16 protein-coding genes are annotated in these 25,666 nt (G+C 73.3%); 7 read left to right on the top strand and 9 right to left on the bottom strand.

Annotated features, from left to right (window positions below):
• Positions 1-82: 82 nt before the first annotated feature.
• Positions 83-328, top strand: coding sequence for a hypothetical protein (locus tag AC1VM9_RS00525; protein WP_481342809.1), 246 nt, complete (start codon positions 83-85; stop codon positions 326-328).
• 33 nt (positions 329-361) lie between these two features.
• Here AC1VM9_RS00525 and AC1VM9_RS00520 read toward each other — a convergent pair whose 3' ends face one another.
• The 9 genes from AC1VM9_RS00520 to AC1VM9_RS00480 all read right to left on the bottom strand — a co-directional run bounded on the left by AC1VM9_RS00520 (position 362) and on the right by AC1VM9_RS00480 (position 13,928).
• Positions 362-2,416, bottom strand: coding sequence for a hydantoinase B/oxoprolinase family protein (locus tag AC1VM9_RS00520; RefSeq protein WP_483120554.1), 2,055 nt, complete (start codon positions 2,414-2,416; stop codon positions 362-364).
• 1 nt (position 2,417) lies between these two features.
• Entirely contained in the window at positions 2,418-4,580 is a 2,163-nt protein-coding gene (locus AC1VM9_RS00515; protein ID WP_483120552.1) for a hydantoinase/oxoprolinase family protein, read from the bottom strand.
• Between the two features lie 145 nt (positions 4,581-4,725).
• Complete coding sequence (locus tag AC1VM9_RS00510; RefSeq protein ID WP_483120550.1) at positions 4,726-5,649, bottom strand: carbon-nitrogen hydrolase family protein; 924 nt, start codon at positions 5,647-5,649, stop codon at positions 4,726-4,728.
• 3 nt (positions 5,650-5,652) lie between these two features.
• Positions 5,653-6,348, bottom strand: coding sequence for an SRPBCC family protein (locus AC1VM9_RS00505; protein ID WP_483120548.1), 696 nt, complete (start codon positions 6,346-6,348; stop codon positions 5,653-5,655).
• Positions 6,345-8,795, bottom strand: a complete 2,451-nt coding sequence (gene cutA, locus AC1VM9_RS00500; protein WP_483120547.1) for an aerobic carbon-monoxide dehydrogenase large subunit — start codon at positions 8,793-8,795, stop codon at positions 6,345-6,347. The genes AC1VM9_RS00505 and cutA overlap by 4 nt, the downstream gene beginning before the upstream one ends.
• The gene (locus tag AC1VM9_RS00495; RefSeq protein WP_483120545.1) at positions 8,792-9,373 is read right to left on the bottom strand and encodes a (2Fe-2S)-binding protein; all 582 of its coding nucleotides are present in this window, start codon (positions 9,371-9,373) and stop codon (positions 8,792-8,794) included. Before AC1VM9_RS00495 ends, cutA begins: the two co-directional genes overlap by 4 nt.
• Entirely contained in the window at positions 9,370-10,248 is an 879-nt protein-coding gene (locus tag AC1VM9_RS00490; RefSeq protein WP_481339441.1) for an FAD binding domain-containing protein, read from the bottom strand. The genes AC1VM9_RS00495 and AC1VM9_RS00490 overlap by 4 nt, the downstream gene beginning before the upstream one ends.
• A gap of 188 nt (positions 10,249-10,436) precedes the next feature.
• Positions 10,437-11,921, bottom strand: a complete 1,485-nt coding sequence (locus AC1VM9_RS00485) for a uracil-xanthine permease family protein (protein ID WP_481339443.1) — start codon at positions 11,919-11,921, stop codon at positions 10,437-10,439.
• A 219-nt stretch (positions 11,922-12,140) separates the two neighbouring features.
• The gene (locus AC1VM9_RS00480; protein ID WP_483120542.1) at positions 12,141-13,928 is read right to left on the bottom strand and encodes a helix-turn-helix domain-containing protein; all 1,788 of its coding nucleotides are present in this window, start codon (positions 13,926-13,928) and stop codon (positions 12,141-12,143) included.
• Positions 13,929-14,075: 147 nt separating this feature from the next.
• On the opposite strand from AC1VM9_RS00480, the gene AC1VM9_RS00475 reads away from it, so the two are divergent.
• The 6 genes from AC1VM9_RS00475 to AC1VM9_RS00450 all read left to right on the top strand — a co-directional run bounded on the left by AC1VM9_RS00475 (position 14,076) and on the right by AC1VM9_RS00450 (position 25,585).
• Complete coding sequence (locus AC1VM9_RS00475) at positions 14,076-14,996, top strand: oxamate carbamoyltransferase subunit AllH family protein (protein ID WP_483120541.1); 921 nt, start codon at positions 14,076-14,078, stop codon at positions 14,994-14,996.
• Complete coding sequence (locus tag AC1VM9_RS00470; RefSeq protein ID WP_483120539.1) at positions 14,989-18,003, top strand: bifunctional FdrA/YlbE family protein; 3,015 nt, start codon at positions 14,989-14,991, stop codon at positions 18,001-18,003. The genes AC1VM9_RS00475 and AC1VM9_RS00470 overlap by 8 nt, the downstream gene beginning before the upstream one ends.
• 125 nt (positions 18,004-18,128) lie before the next feature.
• Entirely contained in the window at positions 18,129-19,868 is a 1,740-nt protein-coding gene (locus tag AC1VM9_RS00465; RefSeq protein ID WP_483120537.1) for a sialidase family protein, read from the top strand.
• A gap of 90 nt (positions 19,869-19,958) precedes the next feature.
• Positions 19,959-21,857 (top strand): ABC transporter ATP-binding protein, encoded by a 1,899-nt coding sequence (locus AC1VM9_RS00460; protein ID WP_483120535.1) that lies wholly within the window; start codon positions 19,959-19,961, stop codon positions 21,855-21,857.
• Positions 21,854-23,968, top strand: a complete 2,115-nt coding sequence (locus tag AC1VM9_RS00455) for an ABC transporter ATP-binding protein (RefSeq protein ID WP_483120533.1) — start codon at positions 21,854-21,856, stop codon at positions 23,966-23,968. The genes AC1VM9_RS00460 and AC1VM9_RS00455 overlap by 4 nt, the downstream gene beginning before the upstream one ends.
• Before the next feature lie 354 nt (positions 23,969-24,322).
• Complete coding sequence (locus AC1VM9_RS00450) at positions 24,323-25,585, top strand: NAD(P)/FAD-dependent oxidoreductase (RefSeq protein WP_483120531.1); 1,263 nt, start codon at positions 24,323-24,325, stop codon at positions 25,583-25,585.
• Positions 25,586-25,666 lie beyond the last annotated feature (81 nt).

Below are 25,666 nucleotides of genomic sequence, written 5' to 3'. Positions count from 1 at the left end.
GCTGGGTCAGCGGCGATACAGTTTCGGGTAAAGGGGCAGTACCGGGCCGCCCCTCCGGCCCGGTGGGAAGGGGTCGCACATCGTGGGCGTCGGAGTCCTGCTCGCCGTTCTCGGCGCGATCCTCACCTTCGCCATCCGCGCGAACACGTCGGTCGTCAACCTGCCCGTCGTCGGGATCATCCTCATGATCGCCGGCGGGGGCCTCATCTGGCACGGCAGCAAGGGCACGCGCCGCAAGAGGATCGTGACGCGCGAGGAGCGCCCGGGCGGCTCGACGCTGCCGACGAGTACCGTGCGCCAGACGATCGAGGAGCGCGACGTCGACTAGGTGATGCACGGTCGCCGGCGACGGACGCCGGCGTCAGAGCCAGTCGACGTCGGCCGCGGACCGTCCCGCGGCGAGCCGCGCGTAGCCGGGTCCGCGGTCGAAGAACGGCTGCGCGCCGCGGTCGGCGCGCCGCTGCTCGCGCAGGGCGTCGGACCCCGCGACGTCGACGACCGGATCGTCGCGGTCACCGGAGGCGACGACCCCGTAGTCGCGCAGGGCGCCCTCGAAGGAGACCTTGCCCCAGCGCAGGTCGCGCTCGACCTCGTCGTACGGCCGCTCGAGCGGGTCACCCCAACCGCCGCCACCGGTCGTGCGGATGCGGATGACCTGGCCGGCGCGGACCGGCTCGGCGTCGGCCAGGGCGTCGACGGTGCGCTCCTCGGGGCCGCCGAGGTCGACCGTCACCTCGAAGGGCCGGCCGGCCCGGCCGCCCTTGACCCCCCAGCAGGCGAGGATCGAGCGGTCCGCGATGGACATGAAGTGCGCGTCCTCGAGCATCCGGATGTGCTTCTCGTAGCCGAGGCCGCCGCGATGCCGGCCGGCGCCGCCCGAGTCGACCGCCAGGCCGAGCCGCTCCACGACGAAGGGGAACCGGCTCTCGGTGAACTCGGTGGGCAGGTTGCGGCTGTCGGGCACGACGTGGATCGTGTCCTCGCCGTCGGCGTAGTAGCGGCCGCCCGAGCCGCCGCCGAGCACCTCGCGCATGAGGTAGTCGTTGCCGTCGCGGTCCTTGCCGTACACGCCGGTGTAGCGGATCGTCTCCTGGTCGGCCGGCATCCGGCCGTCGACGGCCTTGGCGACCGCGCCGGCCAGGACGCCGAGCAGGCGCAGGATGACGAAGGTGCGGGCGTTCGTGGGGGCCGGGTAGATCGGCGTCAGCAGCGTCCCCTTGTCGGGGAAGCGCATCTCGATGAGGGGCACGACGCCCTCGTTGACGTCGAGCTCGGCCATCCGCTCGGGGGTGTCGGCGAGGTTGCGCAGGATCGGCGCCAGCCACTTCTTGAGGAAGTTGCCGCCGACGTAGTCGCCGCAGTGGTTGATCGGGCCCTTGGCCTGCGGACCCGTGCCGGTGAAGTCGATGACGAGCCGTGGGCCGCCTTCGGGGTAGAGGTCGGAGCGGCCGGGCCCGCCCGTGGACTCCTTCGTCAGGGTGATCCGCTGCGTGTGGAGCATCGGCTCGTCGACGCCGTCGTGCTCGGCGTAGTCCTCCCAGACGTACGTGCCGTCGGGGATCTTGCCGAGGATCTCGCGGCGGTACGTCTCGGTCGTCCTGTCGAGGATGGCGTCGAACGCGGCCTCGATGCTGTCGCGGCCGTACCGCTGGAACAGCTCGGCCAGCCGGCGCGCGCCCATGAGGCAGGCCGAGCACTCGGCGTCGAGGTCGGCGGCGAGGCTGTCGGGCATCCGGCTGTTCCGGGTCATGATGCGCAGCGCTGCCTGGTTGGGGACGCCCTTGTCCCACAGCCTGATCGGCGGGACGGACAGGCCCTCCTCGAACACGGTCCGCGCGTTGCTCGGCATCGACCCGGGGACCGCCCCGCCGATGTCGTCGTGGTGGCCGAACGCCTGGACGAACGCGACGACCTCGCCGCCGGAGAAGACCGGGACCGTGACGCAGAGGTCGGGCAGGTGGCCGATGCCGCCCTCGGACTCGTACACGTCGTTGTGGAAGAAGACGTCGCCCTCGCTCATCTGCTCGATCGGGAAGTCGCGGACGACCGGGTGGACGAGGGCGCTGTACGAGCGGCCGGTCAGCTTGCGCAGCTGCCGGTCGTGGATACCCGCGCGGAAGTCGTGGGCGTCACGGATCATCGGGCTGCGGCTGGTGCGCGCGATCGCGGTCTCGACCTCCAGCTCGACGCTGGCCAGCGTGCCCTCGACGATCTCGACGAGGACCGGGTCGACGCTCGTGCCCTCCGGCGTCAACCGGTTGCCGTGCTCGTACGCCGTGGGCAGCCCCGCGGCGTTGACCGGGGCCGGTGACGCGTCGGTGGGGGAGCCCGTGGGGGAACCGGAGGGGGAGCGGCCGCCGACGGCGGCGTCGGCGGGGGCGAGCCGGGTCCGAGCGGTCTGGCAGGAGAAGCACATGTCAGGCCTCCTTGGTCATGACGAGGTTGCCGAACGCGTCGACTCGGACGGCGAACCCCGGGTGCACGGGCACGGTCGAGCCGAACTCCTCGACGACGGCCGGTCCGCGGATCACGTCACCGGCCCGCAGGTCGGGGCGCCACCACACGTCGGTCCGGACGTAGCCGGTGTCGGCGTCGAAGCACACCGGACGCGACCCGGTGCGTGCCCGGACCTCGAGGGCAGCCGGTTCGCTTGCAGCGGAGCCGATCTCGCGCAGCTCTGGACGGGTGATGGGCCCGATGCCGGTGACGCGGAGGTTGACCCACTCGACGCGCTGGCGGGGGTCCGCGCGGAAGTCGTAGCCGTAGAGGGCGCGGTGCCCGGCATGGAAGGCGTCGGCGACGGCGTCGGCCCACTCCGCGGTCACGTCGCCCTCGGGGGCGGGGACGCGCACCTCGAAGGCCTGCCCGAAGTAGCGCAGGTCGACGGTGCGGGCGTACCTGTGGTCGGCTCGGTCGAAGCCCTCTGCGTCGAGCGCCGACGCGGCCCGGGCGGTGAGCTCGTCGAACGTCCCGCGGACGGCGGCGAGGTCGAGGGCGTCGTGGCGGGCGACCGAGGTCTGGACGTAGTCGTTCCTCACGTCGACGGTGAGCAGCCCGAACGCCGACACGTTGCCGGGGTTCTGCGGCACGACGACGCCGGCGAGGTCGAGGATGTCGACGAGGCGGCAGGCGAGCAGCGAGCCGGACCCGCCGAACGTCGCGAGCATGAAGTCGCGCACGTCGAGGCCGCGCTTGACGCTGACCTGCCGCAGCGCGTTGGCCTGGTTCCACGCCGAGATCTCGAGGATGCCCGTGGCGCAGCGGTCGGCGTCGAGCCCGAGGCGCTCGGCGAGGGCCTCGAGGCCGGTCCGGGCGGCGTCGACGTCCAGGGGGATCTCCCCGCCGAGCAGGTGCGGCGGGATGCGTCCGAGGACGACGTGCGCGTCGGTGATCGTCGGCTCGGTGCCGCCCTTGGCGTAGCACAGCGGTCCGGGGTCGGCGCCGGCCGACTGCGGTCCGACCTTGAGCGAGCCCTCGGGACTGACCCACGCGATGGAGCCGCCGCCAGCGCCGACCGTGACGACGTCGATCATCGGGATCTTGCTCGGGTACGCGCCCACCAATCCCTCTGTCGTCAGGGCCGGTTCGCCGTCGAGCACGACCGACACGTCGGTCGAGGTACCGCCGCCGTCGCAGGTGAGCACCTTGCCGTACCCGGCACGGCTCGCGATGAGACCCGCGCCGAGCGCGCCGGCCGCCGGGCCGGACAGGACGGTCGTGATCGGCTGGTTGACGACCTCGTCGGCCGACAGCACGCCGCCGTTGGACTTCATGATGTAGAAGGGGATCCGCTCGCGGGCCGGTCCGTCGGGGCCGGCCGCGCCGGTGAACTCGTCGAGGCGGCGGTGGATGTTCGTGACGTAGCGCGACACCCGCGGCTTGACCGCGGCGTCGACGAGCGTCGTCATCGACCGCTCGTACTCGCGGTACTCGCGCAGCACCTCGCTCGAGATCGACACCACCGCGTCGGGGTGCTCGGCGGCGAGCACGTCGCGCATGCGGCGCTCGTGGTCGTCGTTGGCGTAGGCGTGCAGGAGGCAGACGCCGACGGTCGAGATGCCGCGGTCCTGGAAGAACCGTGCGGCACGGACGGCCGACTCCTCGTCAAACGGCCGGATCTCCTTGCCCTCGAAGCTCATCCGGCCACCCACGGTGCGCACGAGGTCGGCCGGGACGATGCGCGGCGGCTTGACCCAGAAGTAGGAGTTGCCGTACCCATCCGGAACCGCCTGGCGCGCGATCTCCAGGACGAACTCGTAGCCCGCGGTGGTGATGAACCCGAGCCGCTCGACCTTTCCCTCGAGCAGCTGGTTGGTGGCGACCGTCGTGCCGTGGCTGACCGCCGTGACGTCGGCCCCCGTCGCACCGAGCAGGCCGAGGACCTTGTGCACACCCGTGATGAACCCGTCGGCCGGGTCGCTCGGCGTCGAGGGTGTCTTCGTCGTGACGACCTCGCCGGAGTCCTCGTCGAGGGCGACGACGTCGGTGAAGGTCCCACCCGTGTCGATGCCGATGCGGATGCGTCGCCCGGGCGCCGTGGAGACCGTGGAGACCGTGGACTCGGGGGTGCCTGCTGCCATGGTCAGGATTCAACCGGGGGGCGGGGGCGAGGGCGTCGGCACATGCTGCCAACAGGAGGGTGTGCCGGCGGCAACCCTCGACAGCGGTCCGTGGCGGACCCGGCAGGACCCGCGCCACGGTCCACCGCAGGGAGGACCGCTGCCGTCAGCCGGCCTCGCCGCGGTGGATCGGGGCGTGCGGGAACGACGTCGCCGCCGGCCGCTCAAGGTCGTCGCGATGGTTGCGGATCAGGTCGAGGTTGCGGTCGCGCAGGTGGTCGAAGGACTGCCCGACGTTCGACCCCGGCGTCAGCGACGCGAGGGCCTCGGCCGGGTCGAGGCGCGCGGTCACCCAGCCCTCCTGGGTCGCGGCCTTGGCCACGATGTGGCCCACCGGCGTCACGACGTGGCTGTTGCCGAAGTAGAGGACGCCCGCCGGATCCGTGCCGACGGCGTTGGCGCCGATGACGTAGACGTGGTTGTCGTAGGCACGGGCCCGCGACGTGAGGTCCCAGATGTCGGCCGAGCGCAGCAGGGCGGACGGGCGGCAGATCACCTCCGCCCCCTGCACCGCCTGGATCCGCGAGAGCTCGGGGTAGTCGCCGTCGAAGCAGATGATCATGCCGATGCGCCCGAGGTCGGTGTCGCAGACGGTGACGGTGTCGCCGGGCGTCACCCAGCCGCCGCCGCTGACGATCTCGGAGCAGAACGGGTGCGTCTTGCGGTAGACCCCGAGCACCTCGCCGGCCGGGTCGATGAGCACCGACGAGTTGTGGACGACGCCCCGCTCCCGGCCCCGCTCGTAGGTGCCGAGGCACACGTGCACCTCGAGCTCGCGGGCCACGGCCTGGACGGGCTCGGTCAAGGGGCCGGGGATCTCGGCGACGAGGTCCCACAGCTCCTCCTTCGAGCAGCCCGGGGTGAACCCCGTGGTGGCGGTCTCGGGCAGCACGACGAGCTCGGCGCCGGTGGCCTCGACGCACCGTCGGGTCATCTGGACGCAGTGTTCGACGTTGGCGCGGATCGTGTCGGCGCGGAGCGGTGCCGGGACGGGGGCGACCTGCACGGCCGCGGCGGTGAACGCGCGCATGTCTCATCCTCTCCCGATGGCCCAGCCCACGACGACCCCGACGATGGCGATCGCGCCCCCTGCCAGAGCGCCGAGCGCGAACTCGCGGCTCGGTGCCCTCCGCGTGGGTGCGCCGGACGCCGCAGGCCGGCCCGCGTACACGGCCCCGGTGCCGCTCGTGCGAGCGGCGGCCGATGACTCCTTGCCGCCCATGACCCGGGAGGGAGACGGGCCCGCCGGCGCCCCAGCCGGGGCAGACGCCTCGGCGGCGGACGAGGGACCACCGGCCAGGTCGGCGTCGACCGCGCTGAAGAACTGGCCGGCCATCTTCTTGGCGACGCCGGCGAGCATCCGCTGCCCGACGCCGCCGATCGGGCCACCGACGGACGCGTCGGCGTCGTAGGTGAGGTCGGTGCCGCCCGTGCTCGAGGCGGCCAGACGCACGACGACGTCGGCGTCGACGGTACCCGGGGCTCCGGCCCCCTTGGCGCGCAGCGTGAACGAGTCGGGCGCGGCCGGGTCGTCGAGGCGGACCTCGCCGTCGTACGTCCCGCGGATGGCGGCGACGCCGGCCGTGACGGTCATGGCGTAGCGGTCGGCACCGAGCTCGACGAGGCGGTCGCAGCCGGGCAGGCACCGGGCGAGGACCGCCGGGTCGTGGAAGGCGTCCCACACCTGCTGCGGTGGCGCGGAGAGGGTGGCGGCTCCGGAGATCTTCATGCGTTCGGCTCCTTGGCGGGCGCGCCGGCGTCGGTGACGGTGCGGGTCGTACGGTGCAGGGAGGGGAGGTCGCCGGCGGCGTGCCGGCGGCGCAGCTCCCAGAGGTCGTTGGGGGACAGCGGCATCCGGCGGATCGGGAAGCCCTCGGCGTCCTCGACGGCCGAGGCGATGACGGCGGAGACCGGGATGCAGCCCGCCTCTCCGGCACCCTTGAGGCCGAGCGGGTTGAGCGGTGAGGGCGTCTCGAGGTGGTCGGTCTCGATGGTCGGGACCTCGGACGCGTACGGGACGAGGAAGTCCATGAAGGAGGCGTTGAGCAGCTGCCCCGACTCGTCGTAGACCATCCGCTCGTAGAGCGCGCCGCCGACACCCTGCGCGACGCCGCCGTGCACCTGGCCCTCGACGATCATCGGGTTGATCATCGTGCCGCAGTCGTGGACGACGCAGTACCGCAGGATGCGGATCTCGGCGGTGACCGGGTCGGTCTCGACGACGGCCGCGTGCATGCCGTTGGCGAACGTCGCCTGCGTCGGGGAGTAGAAGTCCTTGCCCTCGAGGCCGGGCTCGTCGTCCTCGGCGACCGGCGGCTTGTCGGGGTGGAAGGTGCCGGCGAACTGGGTCGCCGCCTTGGCCGCCTCGTCGAAGGCGTAGCGCAGCGGGTTCGACAGCACGGACACGGTGCCGAGCGACATCGACGTGCCCGGCGCGCCCTTGACCCGGACGGTGCCCTCGACGATCTCGAGGTCGTCGGGCGACACCTCGAGCGCGTCGGCCGCGATGCGCAGCGCCTTGGCGCGGACGTTGCGGGCGGCCAGGGCGATGGCGCTGCCGCTCATGACGGCTGCGCGCGACGCGAACGTGCCGACCGCGTAGGCCATCCGGCGGGTGTCACCGGTGGTGACGTGGACGTCCTCGAGGCGCACGCCGAGCTCCTCGGCGACGATCTGCGCGAAGACGGTCTCGTGGCCCTGCCCCTGCGACGTCAGGCCGGTGGAGACGTTGACCCGCCCGCTGGTCTCGATCTGGATGTGGCCGCCCTCGTAGGGCCCGACGCCGGTGCCCTCCACGTAGCAGCCGATCCCGATCCCGACCGTGCGGCCCTCGGCCTGCGCCCGTGCGCGGTAGCCGGCGAAGTCGTCCCAGCCGACGAGAGCCTTGAGCGCGGCCAGGCTCGCCGGGAAGTCGCCGGAGTCGTACTTGAGCGGCCGGCCGTCCTGGAAGAGCAGGCCGTGGTCGTAGGGCATCTCCTCGGGGAGGATGAAGTTGCGCGAGCGCACCTCCGCGCGGTCGAGGCCGAGCTCGTCGGCGATGGCATCCATCGTGCGCTCCATCGCGAAGCAGCCCTGCGGGCGCCCCGCCCCGCGGTACGGCGTGACCATCACGGTGTTGGTGTAGAGCGACCAGAACTCGACGCGGTAGGCGCCGGGCTTGTAGGGCCCGAGCAGCTGGGTGGAGGTGATGATCGGGACGATGATCCCGTACGGGGTGTAGGCGCCGTTGTCGTGCCAGATCTTGACGTCGAGGGCGAGCAGCGTTCCGGCGTCGTCGAACCCGACCTCGACGCGCTGCACCTGGCCGCGCTCGTGCGCCGCCCCGACGAAGTGCTCGCGGCGGTCCTCGGTCCACTTGACCGGCCGGTTCAGCAGCCGCGCGGCCCAGGGGACGAGGACCTCTTCGGGCCAGGGGTGGACGATCTTGACGCCGAACCCGCCGCCCACGTCGGGCGCGATGCACTCGACCTTGGCCAGGGGCAGGTCGAGCTTGGCGGCCACCGCGGCGCGCACACCGGTCGACGTCTGGGTCGAGGAGTACATCCGCAGCTCGCCCTTCTCGTCGTCCCAGCGCGCGTAGACGCCCTTGCCCTCCATCGGCGTGCACGCGCTGCGCTCGATGTCGAGGTCGAGGGTCAGCCGGTGCGGCGACGCCGCCATGGCGGCGTCGACGTCGCCCACGGTCTGCAGCATGTTCGCTGCCACGTTGCCGGGCACGTCGTCGTGCACGAGCAGGTCGCCGTCGCGGGCGTTCTCGATGCCGACGACGGCCGGACGCTGCTCGTAGCCCACACGGATGCGTGCGCACGCGTCCTCGGCGAGGTACCGGTCGGTGGCCACGACCATGACGACCGGCTCGCCGACGTGGTTGACCTCGTCGCGGGCGAGCGCATGACCGGTGCGCCCATGGGTCAGCGTCGGGTGCGGGATGAGCAGCGGCAGCGGCTCGGCGACGCGTCCGGGCAGGTCCTCCCACGTGTAGATGCCGACGAGGCCGTCGATGTCGACGGCGTCCGACGCGTCGACGTCGAGCACCCGCGCGTGGGCGTAGGGGCTGCGGACGAACGCCGCCGCGAGGGCGTCGTGGCCCAGGTCGTCGAGGTAGCGGCCGCCACCGGTGAGGAGGCGCGGGTCCTCCTTGCGGCGCACCGGGGCCCCGAACATCTGCGTCGTCATGTGTGCGCGACCCCCTCGGCGTCCGGCCGGGCCGCGTCCTCCGCGGTGCGCTCGGCCTTGATCTCGGCGGCCCGAAGCACGCTCCTGACGATGTTCTGGTAGCCGGTGCAGCGACACAGGTTGCCCGAGATCGCCTCTCGCGCCTGCTCGCTCGTCGGCGCGAGGTTCTCCTCGAGGTACGCGGTGATGGTCGTCAGGAAGCCGGGCGTGCAGAACCCGCACTGCAGGCCGTGGCACTCGGCGAAGGCCTGCTGCACCGGGTTCATCGGCTCCCCGGTGGGGGCGGGTCGGGCGTCGGGGGCCTCGCACAGGCCCTCGACCGTGGTCACCGCGTGGGCCTGCGCGGTGACGGCGAACATCAGGCACGAGCGCATCGGTTCGCCGTCGACGAGCACGGTGCAGGCGCCGCACACGCCGTGCTCGCAGCCGACGTGCGTGCCGGTCAGGCGAAGGTCGTGCCGAAGGAAGTCGGACAGGAGGCGTCGCGCCGGCACCGACGCCGTGCGTCGCACCCCGTTGACCACGACCGTGACGTCGTGCAGCCGCTCACCCGCGGACGCGCTGGTGGGATCGGTCATCGGCCGGTCTCCTCGCTCACGGCGGTGGTCAGGGTGCGGCGGGTCAGCTCGGCCGCGAGCATCCGCCGGTACTCGGCGGTGGCGTGGATGTCGCCGTCGGGGTCGACGTGCTGGCGGACAGCCTCGGCGGACGCCTCGAGGCCGGCCGCCCACGCGTCGGTACCGGGCTCGAGCCCACCGATGACCTCCGAGAGGTCGAGGACCGACGGGACCGGTGTCACCGAGACGAACGACGCGCGCGCCGACGCGACTGTGCCGTCCGTCAGCGTCACCGCGACACCGACGCCGGCCACGGCGTAGTCGCCGTGCCGTCGTGCCGACTCGGCGAACGCGGTACGCGTCCCCTCGGGGAGCCGCCCGAACCGCGCTGCGACGGCGAGCTCGTCGTGCGCGAGGGAGGTCTCGAGCGGGCCGAGGAAGAAGGAGTCCCAGGCGATCTCGCGCGTCCCGCCCGGTCCGACCACCTCGATGACGCCGTCGGTCAGGGCCAGCACCGAGGGCATCTCGCCGGCCGGGTCGGCGTGCGCGAGAGAGCCGACCGTGGTCCCGCGGTTGCGGATGGCCGGGTGGGCGACGTTGACGACCGCCTGGCGCAGCAGCGGCAGCACGGCTGCTGCCGCGGTGGACCGCTCGAGGCCGCGGTGGCGCACCAGCGCACCGACGCGGACGGCCTCCGGCAGCACCTCGATGCCGTCCAGCCCCTCGACGCCGTTGACGTCGACGAGGTGTGCGGGGGAGGCGAGGCGCATGTTGAGCAGAGGCACGAGGCTCTGCCCGCCGGCGAGGACCTTGCCGTCGTGGCCGACCCGCGCGAGCACGGCGACGGCCTCGTCGACGGTGCGCGGTGCGTGGTGCACGAAGGGTGCGGGCTTCACCGAACCGATCCTGCCTCTCGACGACGGGTGGGGCCAGAGATTCGCGGTGCCTCGGTGCGCCGCCGGTTTTGGCACGTTCTGCCGAAGGACGTGCGTGGGGCGCATCCAGGGGGCCGCTCGTGCCGGGAAGGGGAGTGGCCCCCGACGACGTCGGGGGCCACGCGGGTCCTGCCGAGCGGCGGGACGCCTCAGCGTCGACGGTCGGGGCGGTCCGGCGCGTCCTGGTAGAGGTCGTCGACGCCGTCGGCGTCGCCGTAGTCACCCTCGCGCTCGCCGAGGGAGATCATCGTCCCGCCCGGTTCGTCCGCCCTGGCCCGCAGGTCGGCCGGCGCCATGGCACGCGCGACGTGGAAGGCGACCACGGCGACGATGGTGCCGAGCGCGATGCCGCCCAGCGTGAAGCTCTCCGTGAACTTCAGCGAGACGTTGCCGATGCCGATGACGATGCCGGCGGCCACCGGGACGAGGTTGATCGGGTTGCCGAAGTCGACGCCGTTCTCCTTCCAGATCTTCGCGCCGAGCAGGCCGATCATGCCGTAGAGCACCACGGTGATGCCGCCGAGGACGCCACCGGGGACCGAGGACACGAGTGCCCCGAACTTCGGTGAAAGGCCGAAGATGATGGCCACGGCGGCGGCGACGTAGTACGCCGCCGTCGAGTAGACGCGGGTCGCCGCCATGACGCCGATGTTCTCGGCGTACGTCGTGGTCGGCGAACCGCCGACCGAGCTCGCGATCGCCGTGCCGATGCCGTCGGCGGCGATGGCCCGGCCCATGTACGGGTCGAGGTCGGTCTTCGTCATCTCGGCGACCGCCTTGACGTGACCGGTGTTCTCGGCGATGAGGGCGATGACGGCCGGCAGGACGAGGAGGATCGCCGCGACCGAGAACGACGGCGCGTGGATGCCGACCATGGCCTTACCGTCCGGGCCGGGCGTACCGGTCGTCGGCGGCAGGCCGAACCACTGCGAGCTGGCGATGGTGTCGAAGTTCGTGCGGAAGTGCGTCGAGACCTTCCCGGCGCCGTCAGGGGCCGTGATCTGACCGAAGATCCGGTCGAAGAGCCAGGAGATGACGTAGCCGAAGACGAGCGCGAGGAACACCGCGATGCGCGAGATGAAGCCCTTGAAGGCCACCGCGCAGACGATGGTGAAGGCCATGACGAGCAAGGCCACCCACTGGTCCTGCGGCCAGTAGACCGTGGCGACCACCGGAGCGAGGTTGAAGCCGATGAGCATGACGACCGCACCGGTGACCACCGGCGGGAGCACCCGGTGCAGCACCGACGAGCCGAGGAAGTGGATGAGCACCCCGACGATCGCCAGGACGACGCCGGCCACGAGGATGGCGCCGGTGACCTGCTGCGAGGTGCCGCCCTGGGCCCGGATGGCCGCCACGGCGCCGACGAAGCTGGCCGACGTGCCGAGGTAGCTCGGCACCTTGCCGTTGACGATGAGCAGGAAGCAGATCGTCGCGATGCCGCTCATCATGATCGCGAGCTGTGCGTTGAGGCCCATGATCAGCGGGAAGACGAACGTCGCGCCGAACATCGCCACGACGTGCTGCGCGCCGAGGCCCACGGTCTTGCCCCACGAGAGCCGCTCGTCCGGGGCGACGACGTCATCGGGACCCATCGTCTTGCCGTCGCCGTGCAGTTTCCAGCCCAAAGCCATGCCGACTCCTCTTGACGCGTCCTGCCGCGCCCTGCGCGATGAGTGGGCCGCGACACCGAAGTCCGACCCCGCGGATGGGCGAAACCTACTCCGCCGCGGGGCGGTCCCGTTCGTCAAAAGGTGATACACGCCGGGGGAGCCCGTCTGGCAGTTCGTGACGTCCCGGCCCGGATGACGCCCCGGGCGGTGGCGTCGCTCGGTGGGGATGTGGGCGGGTCGTCAGATGCCGCGCATCGCGTGGATCTTCAGGGCGAGGGCGAGGGTGAGGCGCAGGTCGGGATCCGTGGTGAACGGTCCGAGCATCTTCTCGAGCTTGCCGATGCGGTACCGCAGGGTGTTGTAGTGGAAGAAGAGGATCCGCGCGGTCTCGGCGACGTTGAGGTTGGTGTCGAGCAGCACGCGGAGCGTCTCGCGCAGGCCGGCGTTCTCGGCCGAGTCGTCGGTGGCCAGCTCGCGCAGCGACTCGTGGACGAACCGCCGCAGGTCGGTGCCGTCGGGCACGAGCGCGAGCAGCCGGTAGATGCCGAGGCCGTCGACGTGCGCGAGGGCGCCGTCGCCGTGCATCTGCCGGCCGACGGTCACCGCCGACAGCGCCTCCTCGTAGGCCTGGGCCAGGCCGGCCGCCGACGTGATCGGCCGTGAGACGCCGGCGGAGAAGCTGCGGCGTCCGCCACCGCCGTCGCCCCGGACGACGCGCACGAGGTCGCCGACGAGGCGCATGACGCGGTCGGTGTCGGCCGAGGCCGGCACCGGCATCAGCGTCACCACCTCGCGGCTGAACCCCATGACCGGGGTGCACGGGTCGCGGACCGCGACCGCGTGCGTCCACGCCCGGGCGAAGCGCTGCTGGAGGAAGCGCACCTCCTCCGGGTCGCGCGTCGTGCGGTCGTCGTCCTCGTCGGTCTCCGCGACGACGACGACGAGCGGCCGGTCGATGTCCCACCCGAGCGAGGCCGCGTGCGCGACCGCGTCGGCGGGGCTGCCCGCGCGCCCGGCGAGGGCGTCGCGGAGGAACTCGGCGCGGTACTTGCCCTCGACCGCCGAGACCGCCTGGTCCTTCGTGATGGCCAGGGCCGCGACCGTCGCCGCACGCTCGAGCAGCCGGACGTCGTCGGCGGTCAGGTGCCGGTGGCTGCAGAAGGCGACGAGCACGCCGTGGTCGAGGTGCCCGGCGACGATGCGCACGGCGGCGCGGTCGGCGCCGGGGCCCTCCGGCCGGGGACCCATCGGCTCGGCCTCGGTGAGCAGCCGCCCGGTGCGGTCGAAGCAGTCGAGCGACTCGGCGTGCTCGAGCTCGCGCTGCGATCCCGCCCTGGCGATGACGCGTCCGTCGGTCGTGGTCACCATGGCCGCGCCGTCGAGGAACCCGACGACCTGCTGGCAGAGGTCGGTGAGCGAGCCTCCCGCCAGGACGATCTGGACGAGGGCGCGGTCGGCGTCCTCCAGCCGCCGCAGGGTCGCGGTCTGGTGGGCCAGGATCGCGCTCAGCACCTCGGTCGTGAACGTCGCGACCGCCTCGAGCGGCACGTCGATGACGGCCAGGCCGACGCGTCGGGCGGCTTCGTGGAGGGCGACGGACGCCGGGGCGTCGACGCCGGACAGCACGAGGGCGGCCGCGCCCGCCGCGGCGAGGACGTGCACGGCCTCGGTCACGCCGGGGGTGGAGGTGCGCGTGGAGGTGTGGGCGGAGGTCTGGGTCGGGGTGTGCGCCGAGGCGGACGCCGTCGTCCACTCGGCGAGAGCGGCGGCATCGGCCAGCACCAGCTGGTGCGTCAGCGCGTCCCCCAGGGCGGCGGCCTGGAGTGCGGCGCGCAACGGCGTCGTGCTGTCGACCGACCCGTCGAGCAGGGGCCCGGAGGCGTGCACGGTCCCGTTGACGCCGGCGGCGAGGCCGGCGATGAGGCGCAGCGAGATGCCGGACACCTCGATGTCGCCGGCGACCCGCGACCCTGCGGGCGCTGGCAAGTCACCGTCGCGCAGGGCCGGATCGTTGGCAACTTTCACCATGAGCGCACCCTACCCAGCCTCGGTAGCGTCGCGGTCAGGTTCGCGACCGGTGACGGTGCGGCCCGGCGCCGGCAGGCCCTCGCGGTCGGCGGGCCGATGGCTGCGGACGCGTCGCCCGGTCGCCTCGGCGATGGGTCGGAGGTGGCGGTGACGGACGCGTCCGACGTGCTCGTGCCCGCCTCGGTGTCGCCGCTCGTGGCCGGCGCGGTGGCCCGGGCGGTGCGCCCGTGCCCGGTGCTCGCGGCCTTCCCCACCTGCCTCTACGTCGGGGTCGGCGCGCACGAGGAGGTCCTGGCCGTGCTGACCCCGGACGCCCTGTTCCTGCCCGTCGGGCTCAGGCTCGCCGACCCGTCGGGGCGCGTGCGGTGGGGCGTCGTGCCGGGTGACGCGGTGCTCGTGGGTGGCGGACGCGTGCTGCTGGCCGACGTCGAGATCGTGGCGTCCCGGCTCGCCCGGCCCGCGCGCGTGCGGCCGGGGATGCCACGTGCCGGGGCGGCCGCGTCGCTGCCGGAGCCGGGCGTCCTCGGCCAGCTCGTCCACGAGGTCGTGGCCGACGCGCTCGCCGGACGCCCGGTCGGTGCCGGGGTCCGCGGGCTCGTCGGCGCGGGCCGCGGGCTGACGCCGAGCGGGGACGATGCGCTGTGCGGTGCGCTGCTCGCCCTCGTGGCCGCCGGCTCGGCCACCGGCGCTCGTGACGGAGGCGTCGGCGCCGGGCGCGCCCTGTCGGCCCTGCGCACCGCCGTCCGACAGGACCTGGGTCGCACGACGAGCCTGTCCGCCGCGCTGCTCGTCGCGGCGGGTGACGGCTATGCGGTGCCGGAGGTCGTGCGGCTGGTGTCGGCCCTGCACGGTGGCTCAGGCGGGGCCACGGCGCCGGGGGCCGTTGCCGCGGTGGCGGACTGCCTCGCGCCGGTCCTGGCCATCGGGCACTCGTCGGGGCACGACCTCGTCTCCGGCCTCGCCGGAGCGCTGCTCGCCCTCGATGCAGCTGCCCCGCCTGTCTCGCAGGGCAGGTCGGATGCCGACCACCGGGAATCCAACACCGAGAAGGGACCCCGCAGTGCCTGACCACGTCGAGCTGAGGACCGGCGCCTACCACGACTCCGTCAGCCTCATGCAGGTGTCGCGCACGGTCGCGGCCACACCCGGTGTCGAGGCCGCCCAGGTGGCGATGGCCACCGACCTCAACCTCGAGGTCATCCGCGCCATGGGTTTCGAGGTGCCCGACGCGTCGCCCAACGACCTCGTCGTCGCCGTCCGCGGCAGCGACGAGGCCGTGGCGGCGGCCCGCGTCGCCGTCGACGAGGCCCTGGCCGGGCTCCGTCCGGTGCCCTCCGGTGGCGGGTTCGGTGAGGCGCCCCCGAGCCGCACGCTCGGCGGTGCCATCACCGCCTCCGGCGCCGGCCTGGCCCTCGTCTCGGTCCCCGGGCCGAACGCGGCGGTCGAGGCCTTCGACGCGGTCCGCGCCGGTGTCTCGGTCATGGTGTTCTCCGACAACGTGCCGGTGGCCGACGAGGTGCGGCTCAAGGACGCCGCCGCCGAGGCGGGCGTGCTCGTCATGGGTCCGGACTGCGGCACCGCGGTCGTCGGTGGAGTCGCCCTCGGCTTCGCCAACGTCGTGCGGCCCGGTCCGGTGGGGCTCGTCGCGGCATCGGGCACCGGCGCGCAGCAGGTCATGTGCCTCCTCGACGCGGCCGGTGTCGGCGTCAGCCACTGCCTCGGTGTCGGCGGCCGTGACCTGTCGGCCGCGGTGGGCGGCCGCTCGACGCGCCAGGCGCTCGCCGCGCTCGCCGCGGACCCGACCACCGACCGCGTCGTCGTCGTCTCGAAACCGCCGGACCCCGAGGTGCTCGCCGACCTGGAGGCCTTCGCGGCGGGTCTGGGCAAGCCGGTGCACTGGGCGACGCTGGGGCAGGGGCGCGAGGACCTCACGGCGTCGGTCGAGGCCGTGGTCACGGCCGCCGGTGGTGCCTCGTCCGTGCCACCCGTGCCACCCGTGCTGCCGCGATGGCCGGTGTGGCAGGGGGCCTCGTCGAGCGAGCAGGCCACCGGACCCTCGCTGCGCGGCCTGTTCTGCGGGGGCACGCTGGCCGACGAGGCGATGCTCGTGGCCGCTGCGTCGCTCGGCGACATCCGGTCCAACATCCCCCTGCGCCCGGACCTCGCCCTCGGGCCCGACCTGCGCGACCCCGGCCACGTCGTCGTCGACTTCGGTGACGACACGCTGACGCGCGGCCGGGCCCACCCGATGATCGACCCGTCGCTGCGGCTGCAGCGCATCGCCACCGAGGCCGTGGACCCGACGTGCGGGGTCCTGCTCCTCGACCTCGTCCTGGGCCACGGCGCCCATGCCGACCCCGCCCCCGAGCTGGCCGACGCGGTGCGGGCCGCACGCACCACCGCGGCGGAGGCCGGACGTACCCTGCCCGTCGTCGTGTCGGTGACCGGCACCGCGTCGGACCCGCAGGACCTCGAGGCGTCCGTCGCGGCGCTCGTCGAGGCGGGTGCCACCGTCCTGCTGTCCAACGCCGCCGCCGCCCGCGAGGCCGTCCGCCTCCTCGGCCGCCAGGCGCCCGCACTCTCCACGCCCACGGACCGCGCGAGGGTTCCCGCAGCAGCCGGGCCGGAGGGTGCCTCGGTCGACGGAGCCCCTCCGCTGAGCGGGCTCCTCGAGTCCGACGTCACCGTGGCGACCGCCGGCATCCCGCTGCTCGCCGAGTCGTTGCGGGCCCAGGCGGTCCGGGTGTCCGAGGTGGCGTGGCAACCGCCCATGCCCGGCACGGAGGGTCATCTGGCATCGGTCCTCGCCGACCCGCGTCGCGACGCCGCCAACGCCGAGGCGCTGCGCCGCATGGTCGCCGCGGGCGCCGACCTCGTCGACGTCCGAACGGCGTCGGACGCGCTCGGCCTCGAGCCGGGCACCTTTTTGCACGCCGGGCCGCCGATCGAGTTCGCCCGCGCGTCCGGGCCGCTCAGGGGTGCGCTCATCGGCGCGATGCTCTTCGAGGGGTTGGCCGACACCGCGGAGGAGGCGGAGGCCAGGCTAGAGAAGGGCGATGGCATCACGCTCGAGCCGTGCCACCACCGCGACGCCGTCGGGCCGATGGCCGGGGTCGTGAGCCCGTCGATGTGGCTCTACGAGCTGCGCGACGACGTCCACGGCAACACGTCGTGGTGCTCCCTCAACGAGGGCCTCGGCAAGGTGCTGCGCTACGGCGCCTACGGGCCCGAGGTCATCGACCGGCTGCACTGGATGAGCTCGGTGCTCGGACCGATCCTCCGGCAGGCCGTGCGCGCCCGGGTCGACGCCTCCGGGCCGGTCGACGTGAAGGCGGTCATCGCGCAGATGCTCCAGATGGGCGACGAGGGGCACAACCGCAACCGTGCCGGCTCCCTCATGCTCCTGCGCGAGCTGCTGCCGACGATGATCACGGCCGACGCGTCGTCGACCGACATCGCCGAGGCGGTGCGCTTCTCCGGGGCCAACGAGCACTTCTTCCTAAACCTCGGGATGCCGGCATGCAAGTTGAGCACCCTTGCCGCACATGGCATCCCGGGCTCGAGCGTCGTGACGACCATGGCACGCAACGGGACCGACTTCGGTATCCGCGTCTCCGGCACGGGCGACGCCTGGTTCACGGGCCCGGCCAACACACCGGAGGGGCTGTTCCTCGGCGCCTACGGGCCGGCTGACGCCAACCCCGACATCGGCGACTCCGCGATCACCGAGACGGCCGGCATCGGCGGGTTCGCCATGGCGGCAGCGCCGGCCATCGTCAGGTTCGTCGGCGGCGACGTGCCGTTCGCGCTGCGGGCCACCCAGACGATGTACGAGATCACCGTCGGCGAGCACCAGGCCTTCCAGGTGCCGATCCTCGAGTTCCGCGGCACCCCGACAGGCATCGACGTCGCCGCCGTGGCGCGCACCGGGATCCTGCCGCAGATCAACACCGGCATGGCCGGACGCGTCGCGGGCACGGGCCAGGTCGGCGCGGGCCTCGTGACGCCGCCGGAGCAGTGCTTCACCCAGGCCCTCGCGGCCCTCGCGACGCTGGCGGGTGAGGCCACCACCTGACCCCTCGGACTTCGCCGCTCGGACGTCTTGTCGACACGTCCGGCCGGGAGCACTCTTGGAGGTGGCCGCCATCGGGCGCCGACGCTGACGACCGTCCATCTTTCCGACCACCGAACGGAGCAGTCATGCGTCGACCACGCATCGTGACCGCTGCCCTGGCATCCCTGGCCACCGCCCTCGCGGGTGCCGCAGTGGCGGTCGCCGCGCCGTCGGACGTCCTCGTGACGAACGGCAGCCCGGTGACACCCTTCTCGCAGAACAAGCAGAACGAACCGGCAGTCGCCATCGACGCGCACGCGCCCTCGGTCGTGGCCGCGGGCTCCAACGACGAGATCGACCTCGAGTCGTGTGCCGCGGGCGACCCCACCACGTGTCCCTTCACCGCCGGTGTCGGACTGTCCGGCATCTACTTCTCCTCGACCGGTGGCGCGTCCTGGACGCAGCCGACCTACACCGGGTTGACGGCCCGCGACTGCCTCGGCCCGGCACCGTGCCAGACGCACGTCGGCCCTATCGGGACGCTGCCCCGGTACTACGAGGCCGGCCTCTCCTCCGACGGCGACCCCGGGCTGGCGTTCGGACCGCGTCCTGACAGATCCGGCCGATTCTCGTGGGCCAACGGCTCGCGCCTCTACTACGCCAACCTGACGGCGAACATCGGCGCGACCAGGCAGGACCAGACGTTCAAGGGCTTCGAGGCGATCGCGGTCTCCCACACCGACGACATCGCCGGCGCGACGGCAGGGCACAACGCGGCGTGGTCCGCTCCGGTGCTCGTGTCGAAGCAGTCCTCGACGACGTTCTCGGACAAGGAGCAGATCTGGTCCGACAACGCGGCGAGCAGCCCCCACTTCGGCACCACGTACCTGTGCTGGGCCTCCTTCCGCAGCCAGGAGAAGGGGCGCGCGCTCCCGACGCCGCTCATCATCGGGCGGTCGACCGACGGCGGCGTGACGTGGACCTCGAGGCAGGTCGGCCCGGCCACCAACAACGGCATCAGCGGCCAGCCCGACGGCTGCACGGTCCGCACCGACAGCCACGGCGTCGTCTACGTCTTCGGCGTCGGCGTCCGGAGGGGCATCAGCTGGGAGATGATGTACCGCTCGACCGACGGCGGCGTGCACTTCACCGGCCCGAGGCTCATCGCCAGCGTCGTGAAGCCCGGCGTCTTCGACCCGGTCCAGGGTCGCCCGGTCATGGACGGCCTCGGCGGTGCTCGCGTCGACCTGGCGCCCGCGCCCAGCGTCGACATCGCCAACGGCGCCCCCACCGGGACGGGCGCGACGAACCAGATCGTCATGACCTGGGTCGACGGCAAGAACGGCCTGAACCACGAGCGTCTCATGGTCGCGACGTCCCGCACCGGTGGCACGTCGTGGACCGGTCCGACGGCCGTGGCCATCACCTCGGGCGACCGGCCGTTCTACTCGGCACCGGCGATCTCCCCGAACGGCACGGACGTCTACGTCGTGTACAACGCGTTCACGACGCCCTACCGCAACGACACGACGTCGCCACGCGGGCTCGTCGGGGCGGTGTGGCACACGGACGTCGCGGCGGGCGGTGCGCTGGCCGGCTGGGCGGAGCTGCACCGCGGTGTGGTCGGTGACCCGCGCGGCTCGTCGGCCAACGCCCTGACCGACGAGTTCCTCGGCGACTACGTCTACGCCGCGGCCTCGCGCACCGGCGTGGTGGCGGTGTGGAACGACACCCGCGACGCCGCCGACTGCCCGGCGATCGACGCCTATCGCGCGGCGCTCTACACCAACCCGGCCGCTCCGCGCCCGAACGTCATCCGGGACTGCCCGGCCACCTTCGGCAACAGCGACATCCGCTCGTCGATGCTGCTGGACCCGACGCCGTGAGCTGACCCGACACCGCCCCGCCGGCAGCCGCCGGTGCACCCGGAAAACCGGTGGGGCGGTGTCGGTCGTCCGGCCTAGGGTGGACGGGCCATGCGAGACTTCCCGCCCCACACCCGCGCCTACACCGAGCGCGGTGCCGCCGAGCCCGACACCCGCAGCCCGCGCCGCCTCCTGCGGTGGATGGTGCGGCAGAACGGCGTGCTCTTCCTCGCCGGCCTCACCGCCGCCCTCGTGTGGATGGTGCCCCAGACCGTCGGCCCGTGGATGGTCGGGCGCGCCATCGACACCGGCATCGTCGCCGGCGACGGCAGCACGACGCTGCGGTGGGTGCTCGCGCTGGCGGCCGTCACCGTCGTCGGTGCGAGCAGCGGCGTCGTCTACCACACGATCATCGTCCGCGAGTGGCTCATCGCCCTCTACGGCACGACGAAGCTCGTCACCCGCAAGGCGCTCCAGCTGGGCCACGTCCTGACCCGTCGTACGCCCACCGGCGAGGTCCTGTCGGTCTCCGGCAGCGACGGCGACCAGTTCGGGGCGCTCATGGAGATCTCGACCCGGGCGTTCTCGCAGCTGGCGGCCTACCTCGTCGTGGCCGGCATCGTCCTCACGACGTCGGTGCGCATGGGGGTCCTCGTCCTCGTGTCGGCGCCGCTGCTCGTCGTGCTGGGCTCGCCGTTGCTGCGGCCGATGCAGCGCTGGCAGGGTGTCGAGCGGTCCCGCAACTCCGAGCTGACCTCGATGGCCACCGACATCGTCGCCGGCCTGAGGATCCTGCGCGGCATCGGCGGCGAGGACACCTTCGGTGGCAACTACGCGGCCCAGTCGCAGCGGGTCCGGCGCTCCGGGGTCGCGGCCGGCCGCTGGCTGGCCGCCGTCGAGTCCGTCGGCGTGCTCCTGTCGGGCGGCTTCGTCGTGGCCCTCATGTGGGTCGGCACGCGCGAGGTCGCCCAGGGACGCCTCACCGTGGGCCAGCTCGTCAGCTTCCTCGGCTACGGCCTGTTCCTCATCCAGCCGATGCGCACGTTCGTCGAGTTCGCCCAGAAGTGGACGCGCTCGGTCGTCTCGGCACGCAAGGCCGTCGCCGTGCTCGCCCAGCGCCCGCCGTGGGTCCACCCCGACGACCCGCAGCCCCTGCCGCACCGCGCCGCCATCGTCGACGAGCGGTCCGGTGCCACGTTCGAGCCCGGCCGCCTGACCATGGTGGTGAGCGCCGTGCCCGACGACTCGGCCGCGCTGGCCGACCGCATCGGTCGGTACCTGCCCCGCGACGAGGGCGCGCTCGTCAGCGACGAGATCCCCGAGGACCTCAAGGGTCGCGCGGCCCGACGCGAGCGCTCCGCCCGCACGCGGGCACGGGAGGAGCAGGCGCGCCGCGACGAGGAACAGGCCCGGCGTCCGTGGGGCGTCACCGTCGGCGGCGTCGACCTCTCGCGGGTCGAGCTCGACGACGTCCGCGACACCATCCTCGTCAGTGACACGGCGCCGCAGGTCTTCGCCGGCACGCTGCGCCGCGTCGTCGACCCGCTCGGACGCCTCACGCGCGACGAGGCCGAGCGTGCCCTGCACACCGCGTCGGCCGAGGACGTCTTCGACGCGCTGCCCGGCGGCTGGCAGGGCGAGCTGGAGGAGCGTGGACGCGGTCTGTCCGGTGGCCAGCGCCAGCGCCTCGTCCTCATGCGGGCGCTCGCCGCCGACCCCGAGGTCCTCGTCCTCGTCGAGCCGACGTCGGCCGTCGACGCCCACACCGAGGCGCGCATCGCCGAACGGCTCGGACCGCACCGCGCCGGCCGCACGACGATCGTCATGACCGCGTCGCCGCTGCTGCTGCACCACGCCGACGAGGTCGTCCTCCTCGAGGAGGGGCGCGCCACCGAGCGCGGCCGCCACGCCGACCTGCTCGCGCGTTCCGACGCCTACCGCGCCGTCGTCGCGCGCGGCGACGCCGACCCGTCCGTCCTCGCCCGCCACGGTGCGGAGGAGAGCCGATGAGCCACACCGACCAGCTCGACGAGCTCGACCGGCCCGACCGGGCCGACGGGGCCGACGGGGCCGACCGGGCCGACCGGGCCGACCGGGCCGACCGGGCCGACGGGGCCGACCAGCACGACCTGCTCGAGCGGAACGAGCACCGCGCCGGTTCGACCGTGCCCGCCGCCCTGCTACCGGCCGAGCTCGCCGCCGAGTCGGCACGCACGTGGGACGCCGCCCACGAGGCGCCGGCCGTGCCGGCCGAGCTGCGCCCGCCGGCGTCCGCGTCGGTGGGGGAGCGGCTGGCGGCGCTGCGGCGTCGCCACCTGCTGCGCGAGCGGCGGGCCCGGGAGTTCGTCGCCGACACGATGAACGCCCGGACCGGCCTGCCCATCGCGACCACCCGCGACGTCGTCCGGTTCATGCGTGGCCTGTTGTCCGACGAGAAGGTGCTGGTCGTCACCGTCGTCCTGGCCAACGCCCTCGCTGCCGGTGCCGGCCTGCTCGTGCCGCGGCTGCTCGGCCGGCTCGTCGACTCCACCGTGGCCGACGTGCAGGCCGGACGCGTCGACGCCGCGATGGCGGGGGCCGGCTCGGCCGCGCTCGTCGTCGCGGCCCTCGTCGTCGTGCAGGGCCTGTTCACGTTCGCGGCGCAGCTGTCGGCGACGTACCTGGGGCAGGGCGTCCTCGCCACCGCCCGCGAGTACGTCGTGCGCGCCATCCTCCGGCTGCCCCTGTCACGCGTCGAGAGCGCGAGCACCGGCGACCTCGTGACCCGGGTGACCCGCGACGTCGGCACCATGAGCGAGAGCGTGCGCTGGGCGCTGCCCCAGTCGCTCTTCGCCGGTATCACCGTCGTGCTGACGCTCGTGGCGATGGTGACCAACTCGCTCTGGCTGTCGCTGCCCTCGCTCGTGCTCATGACCGTCGCGCTCGCACAGGTGCGCCGGTACCTGCGCCGCGCCGCCCGGGGCTACCTCACTGAAGGCGGCACCTACTCGCGGATCAACACGACGCTCACCGAGACCGTCGAGGGTGCCCGCACCGTCGAAGCCCTGGGGCTCGCGCGGCACCGGATGCGCCGCGGCGACGACGACATCGAGGTGTCGGGGCAGGCCGAGCGCTACACGATGACGCTGCGCAACCTGCTCTTCGCCGTCATGGACGTCGCGTTCAGCCTCCCGCGGGTCCTCGTGCTCTTCCTCGGGGCGCTCGGCTTCGCGCAGGGGTGGGCGACGCTCGGGCAGATCACCACGGCGATCCTCTACGCCGAGGCGCTCTGGGCGCCGTTCGACATGCTCGTGCACACCGTCGACCGGGTGCAGGTCGGCGTCGCGTCGACGACCCGCCTGCTCGGCATCGCCACCGTGCCGCCCGACCGCACGCCGGGCACCGCGCGACCCGCGGGCCCCGACCTCGAGGGCCGCGACCTGCGCTATGCCTACCGCAGCGGTCACGACGTCCTGCACGGCATCGACCTGACGATGGCGACCGGGGAGCGGCTGGCCATCGTCGGTCCGAGCGGTTCGGGCAAGTCGACCCTCGGACGGTTGCTGGCGGGCATCCATGGGCCACGCACCGGCTCGGTGACCGTCGGCGGCGTCGAGCTGGTGGAGCTGCCTCTGGACGTCCTGCGCCGGGAGGTCGCCCTCGTCACCCAGGAGCACCACGTCTTCATCGGCTCGGTCCGCGACAACGTCGTGCTCGCCCGCGAGGGCGCGAGCGACGACGCGGTGCGCGAGGCGCTGCGGGCCGTCGATGCGCTGGACTGGGTCGAGCGGCTGCCCGAGGGGCTCGACACGAAGCTCGGCTCGGGACACCAGGCGCTGACGCCGGGGCAGGCCCAGCAGGTCGCGCTCGCCCGGCTCATCCTCGCCGACCCGCACACCATCGTCCTCGACGAGGCCACCTCGCTCATCGACCCGCGGACGGCGCGCCACCTCGAGGGTTCGATGAACGCGCTGCTCACGGGGCGGACGGTCGTCGCCATCGCGCACCGGCTGCACACGGCACACGACGCCGACCGCATCGCCGTCGTCATCGACGGGCGGGTCGCCGAGCTCGGCAGCCACGACGAGCTCGTCGCGCTCGACGGCGAGTACGCCGCGCTCTGGCGCGCCTGGACCTCCTGAGGCGCCCGCGCTTCCGGCGGCACACGCGAGAGCCCGCCCCGGGAGGAGGGCGGGCTCTCGTCCACGTCGCGGCAACCCCTGACCGCCACGGCGTGGGTGCGCGGTCGCGACAGGGCGGGTGGGTGGTGTGTCGTGACCGGCTGTCCCACGATAGGCAGAAAACTTCCATCTCCTACGGGAATCGCGTGGGATTGCTTCGTTCCCGGGGCGCCGAGTCGCCTCGAGGCGTCGCGGGCCGGGAGACCCACGGGATGCGCCCGGGACGCGCCCGGGACGCGCCCGGCGGGACCCGGGTCTCGACGGGGAGACGCTGCCATGTTTGGCTGGCGCCATGACCCAGGGTATGAGGCACCGATGAGCGACCCGACGACGCAGCACGCCGACCGAGCCACGTACGTCATCGTCGGCGGTGGTCTGGCCGCCGCCAGGGCCGTCGAAGGCATCCGCGAGAGCGACCGGGAGGGCAGCATCGTCCTCGTCACCGAGGAGCCGCGGCTGCCCTACGAGCGTCCGCCACTGTCCAAGAGCGTCCTCAAGGGTGACGAGGAGCCGGCGTCGGCGTTCACCCACGACGAGGGTTGGTACGCGGAACAGGGCGTGGAGCTGCGGCTCGGCACGGCGGCCACCTCTCTCGACCCGGCCGCACGGACCGTGACGCTCGAGGACGGCTCCGTCGTCGGGTACGACAAGATCCTCCTCGCGACCGGGTCCTCGCCGCGGGCGCTCGACGTGCCGGGCGCCGACCTCGAGGGTGTCCTCTACCTGCGCGAGATGCCGGAGTCCGAGGCGCTCAAGGCGCGCCTGGGCAAGGACGCGCGGATCGTCATCGTCGGCGCCGGCTGGATCGGCCTCGAGGTCGCGGCCGCGGCGGCCGAGGCCGGTGCCTCCGTCACGATCGTCGAGCCGCAGCCGACGCCGCTCAACGCGGTCATGGGCGAGACGGTCGGTTCGTGGTTCGCGGGCCTGCACCGCAGCCACGGTGTCGAGTTCCGCTTCGGCGAGGGCGTCGACCGGATCGAGGGGGACGGGCGTGTCGAGGCCGTCGTCACCCGCTCGGGTGACCGCCTGCCGGCCGACGCCGTCGTCGTCGGGGTGGGGATCACGCCGAACACCGGTCTCGCCGAGAAGGCGGGCATCGAGGTCGACAACGGCATCGTCACCGACGCCGCGCTGCGCACGTCCGCCGACGGCGTCTGGGCCGCGGGCGACGTCGCGAGCTGGCGCAGCACGACGCTCGACCGCAACATCCGCGTCGAGCACTGGGCAAACGCGAACGACGGCGGCCTCGCGGCCGGCCGCTCCATGGCGACCGGTGAGCAGACGTACGACCCGGTGCCGTTCTTCTTCTCCGACCAGTACGACGTCGGACTCGAGTACGCCGGGTACGTGCCGCGGGACTCCGGCGCCGAGGTCGTCCTGCGCGGGAAGCCGGAGAGCAACGAGTTCATGGCGTTCTGGGTCGTCCCGGAGGCCGACGGCGTGCGGGTTCTCGCCGGTATGCACGTCAACGTGTGGGACACCATCGACGCGGTGCAGGAGCTCGTGCGCAACGGCACGGTCGTCGACCGTGACCGGCTGGCCGATCCCGACGTCCCCCTCGAGGACCTCACCACCTGAGCGACGCTCGCCCGGCTGACCGGCTGACCGGCTGCCCGGACGGCCGCGGGGACGGCCCCCGCGGCCGTGGCAGGATGTCCC

This window comes from Monashia sp. HAY1-11D, from assembly GCF_056868035.1.
The sequence above is the reverse complement of the archived record's forward strand: the minus strand, read 5'-3'. Positions and strand labels throughout refer to the sequence as shown.

What these genes read in the sequence shown, in the direction of transcription:
- AC1VM9_RS00520 (WP_483120554.1), bottom strand. Translation starts at nt 2,416, where the DNA reads ATGTGCTTCTCCTGCCAGACCGCTCGGACCCGGCTCGCCCCCGCCGAC.
- AC1VM9_RS00515 (WP_483120552.1), bottom strand. Translation starts at nt 4,580, where the DNA reads ATGGCAGCAGGCACCCCCGAGTCCACGGTCTCCACGGTCTCCACGGCG.
- AC1VM9_RS00510 (WP_483120550.1), bottom strand. Translation starts at nt 5,649, where the DNA reads ATGCGCGCGTTCACCGCCGCGGCCGTGCAGGTCGCCCCCGTCCCGGCA.
- AC1VM9_RS00505 (WP_483120548.1), bottom strand. Translation starts at nt 6,348, where the DNA reads ATGAAGATCTCCGGAGCCGCCACCCTCTCCGCGCCACCGCAGCAGGTG.
- cutA (WP_483120547.1), bottom strand. Translation starts at nt 8,795, where the DNA reads ATGACGACGCAGATGTTCGGGGCCCCGGTGCGCCGCAAGGAGGACCCG.
- AC1VM9_RS00495 (WP_483120545.1), bottom strand. Translation starts at nt 9,373, where the DNA reads ATGACCGATCCCACCAGCGCGTCCGCGGGTGAGCGGCTGCACGACGTC.
- AC1VM9_RS00485 (WP_481339443.1), bottom strand. Translation starts at nt 11,921, where the DNA reads ATGGCTTTGGGCTGGAAACTGCACGGCGACGGCAAGACGATGGGTCCC.
- AC1VM9_RS00480 (WP_483120542.1), bottom strand. Translation starts at nt 13,928, where the DNA reads ATGGTGAAAGTTGCCAACGATCCGGCCCTGCGCGACGGTGACTTGCCA.
- AC1VM9_RS00465 (WP_483120537.1), top strand. Translation starts at nt 18,129, where the DNA reads ATGCGTCGACCACGCATCGTGACCGCTGCCCTGGCATCCCTGGCCACC.
- AC1VM9_RS00460 (WP_483120535.1), top strand. Translation starts at nt 19,959, where the DNA reads ATGCGAGACTTCCCGCCCCACACCCGCGCCTACACCGAGCGCGGTGCC.
- AC1VM9_RS00455 (WP_483120533.1), top strand. Translation starts at nt 21,854, where the DNA reads ATGAGCCACACCGACCAGCTCGACGAGCTCGACCGGCCCGACCGGGCC.
- AC1VM9_RS00450 (WP_483120531.1), top strand. Translation starts at nt 24,323, where the DNA reads ATGAGCGACCCGACGACGCAGCACGCCGACCGAGCCACGTACGTCATC.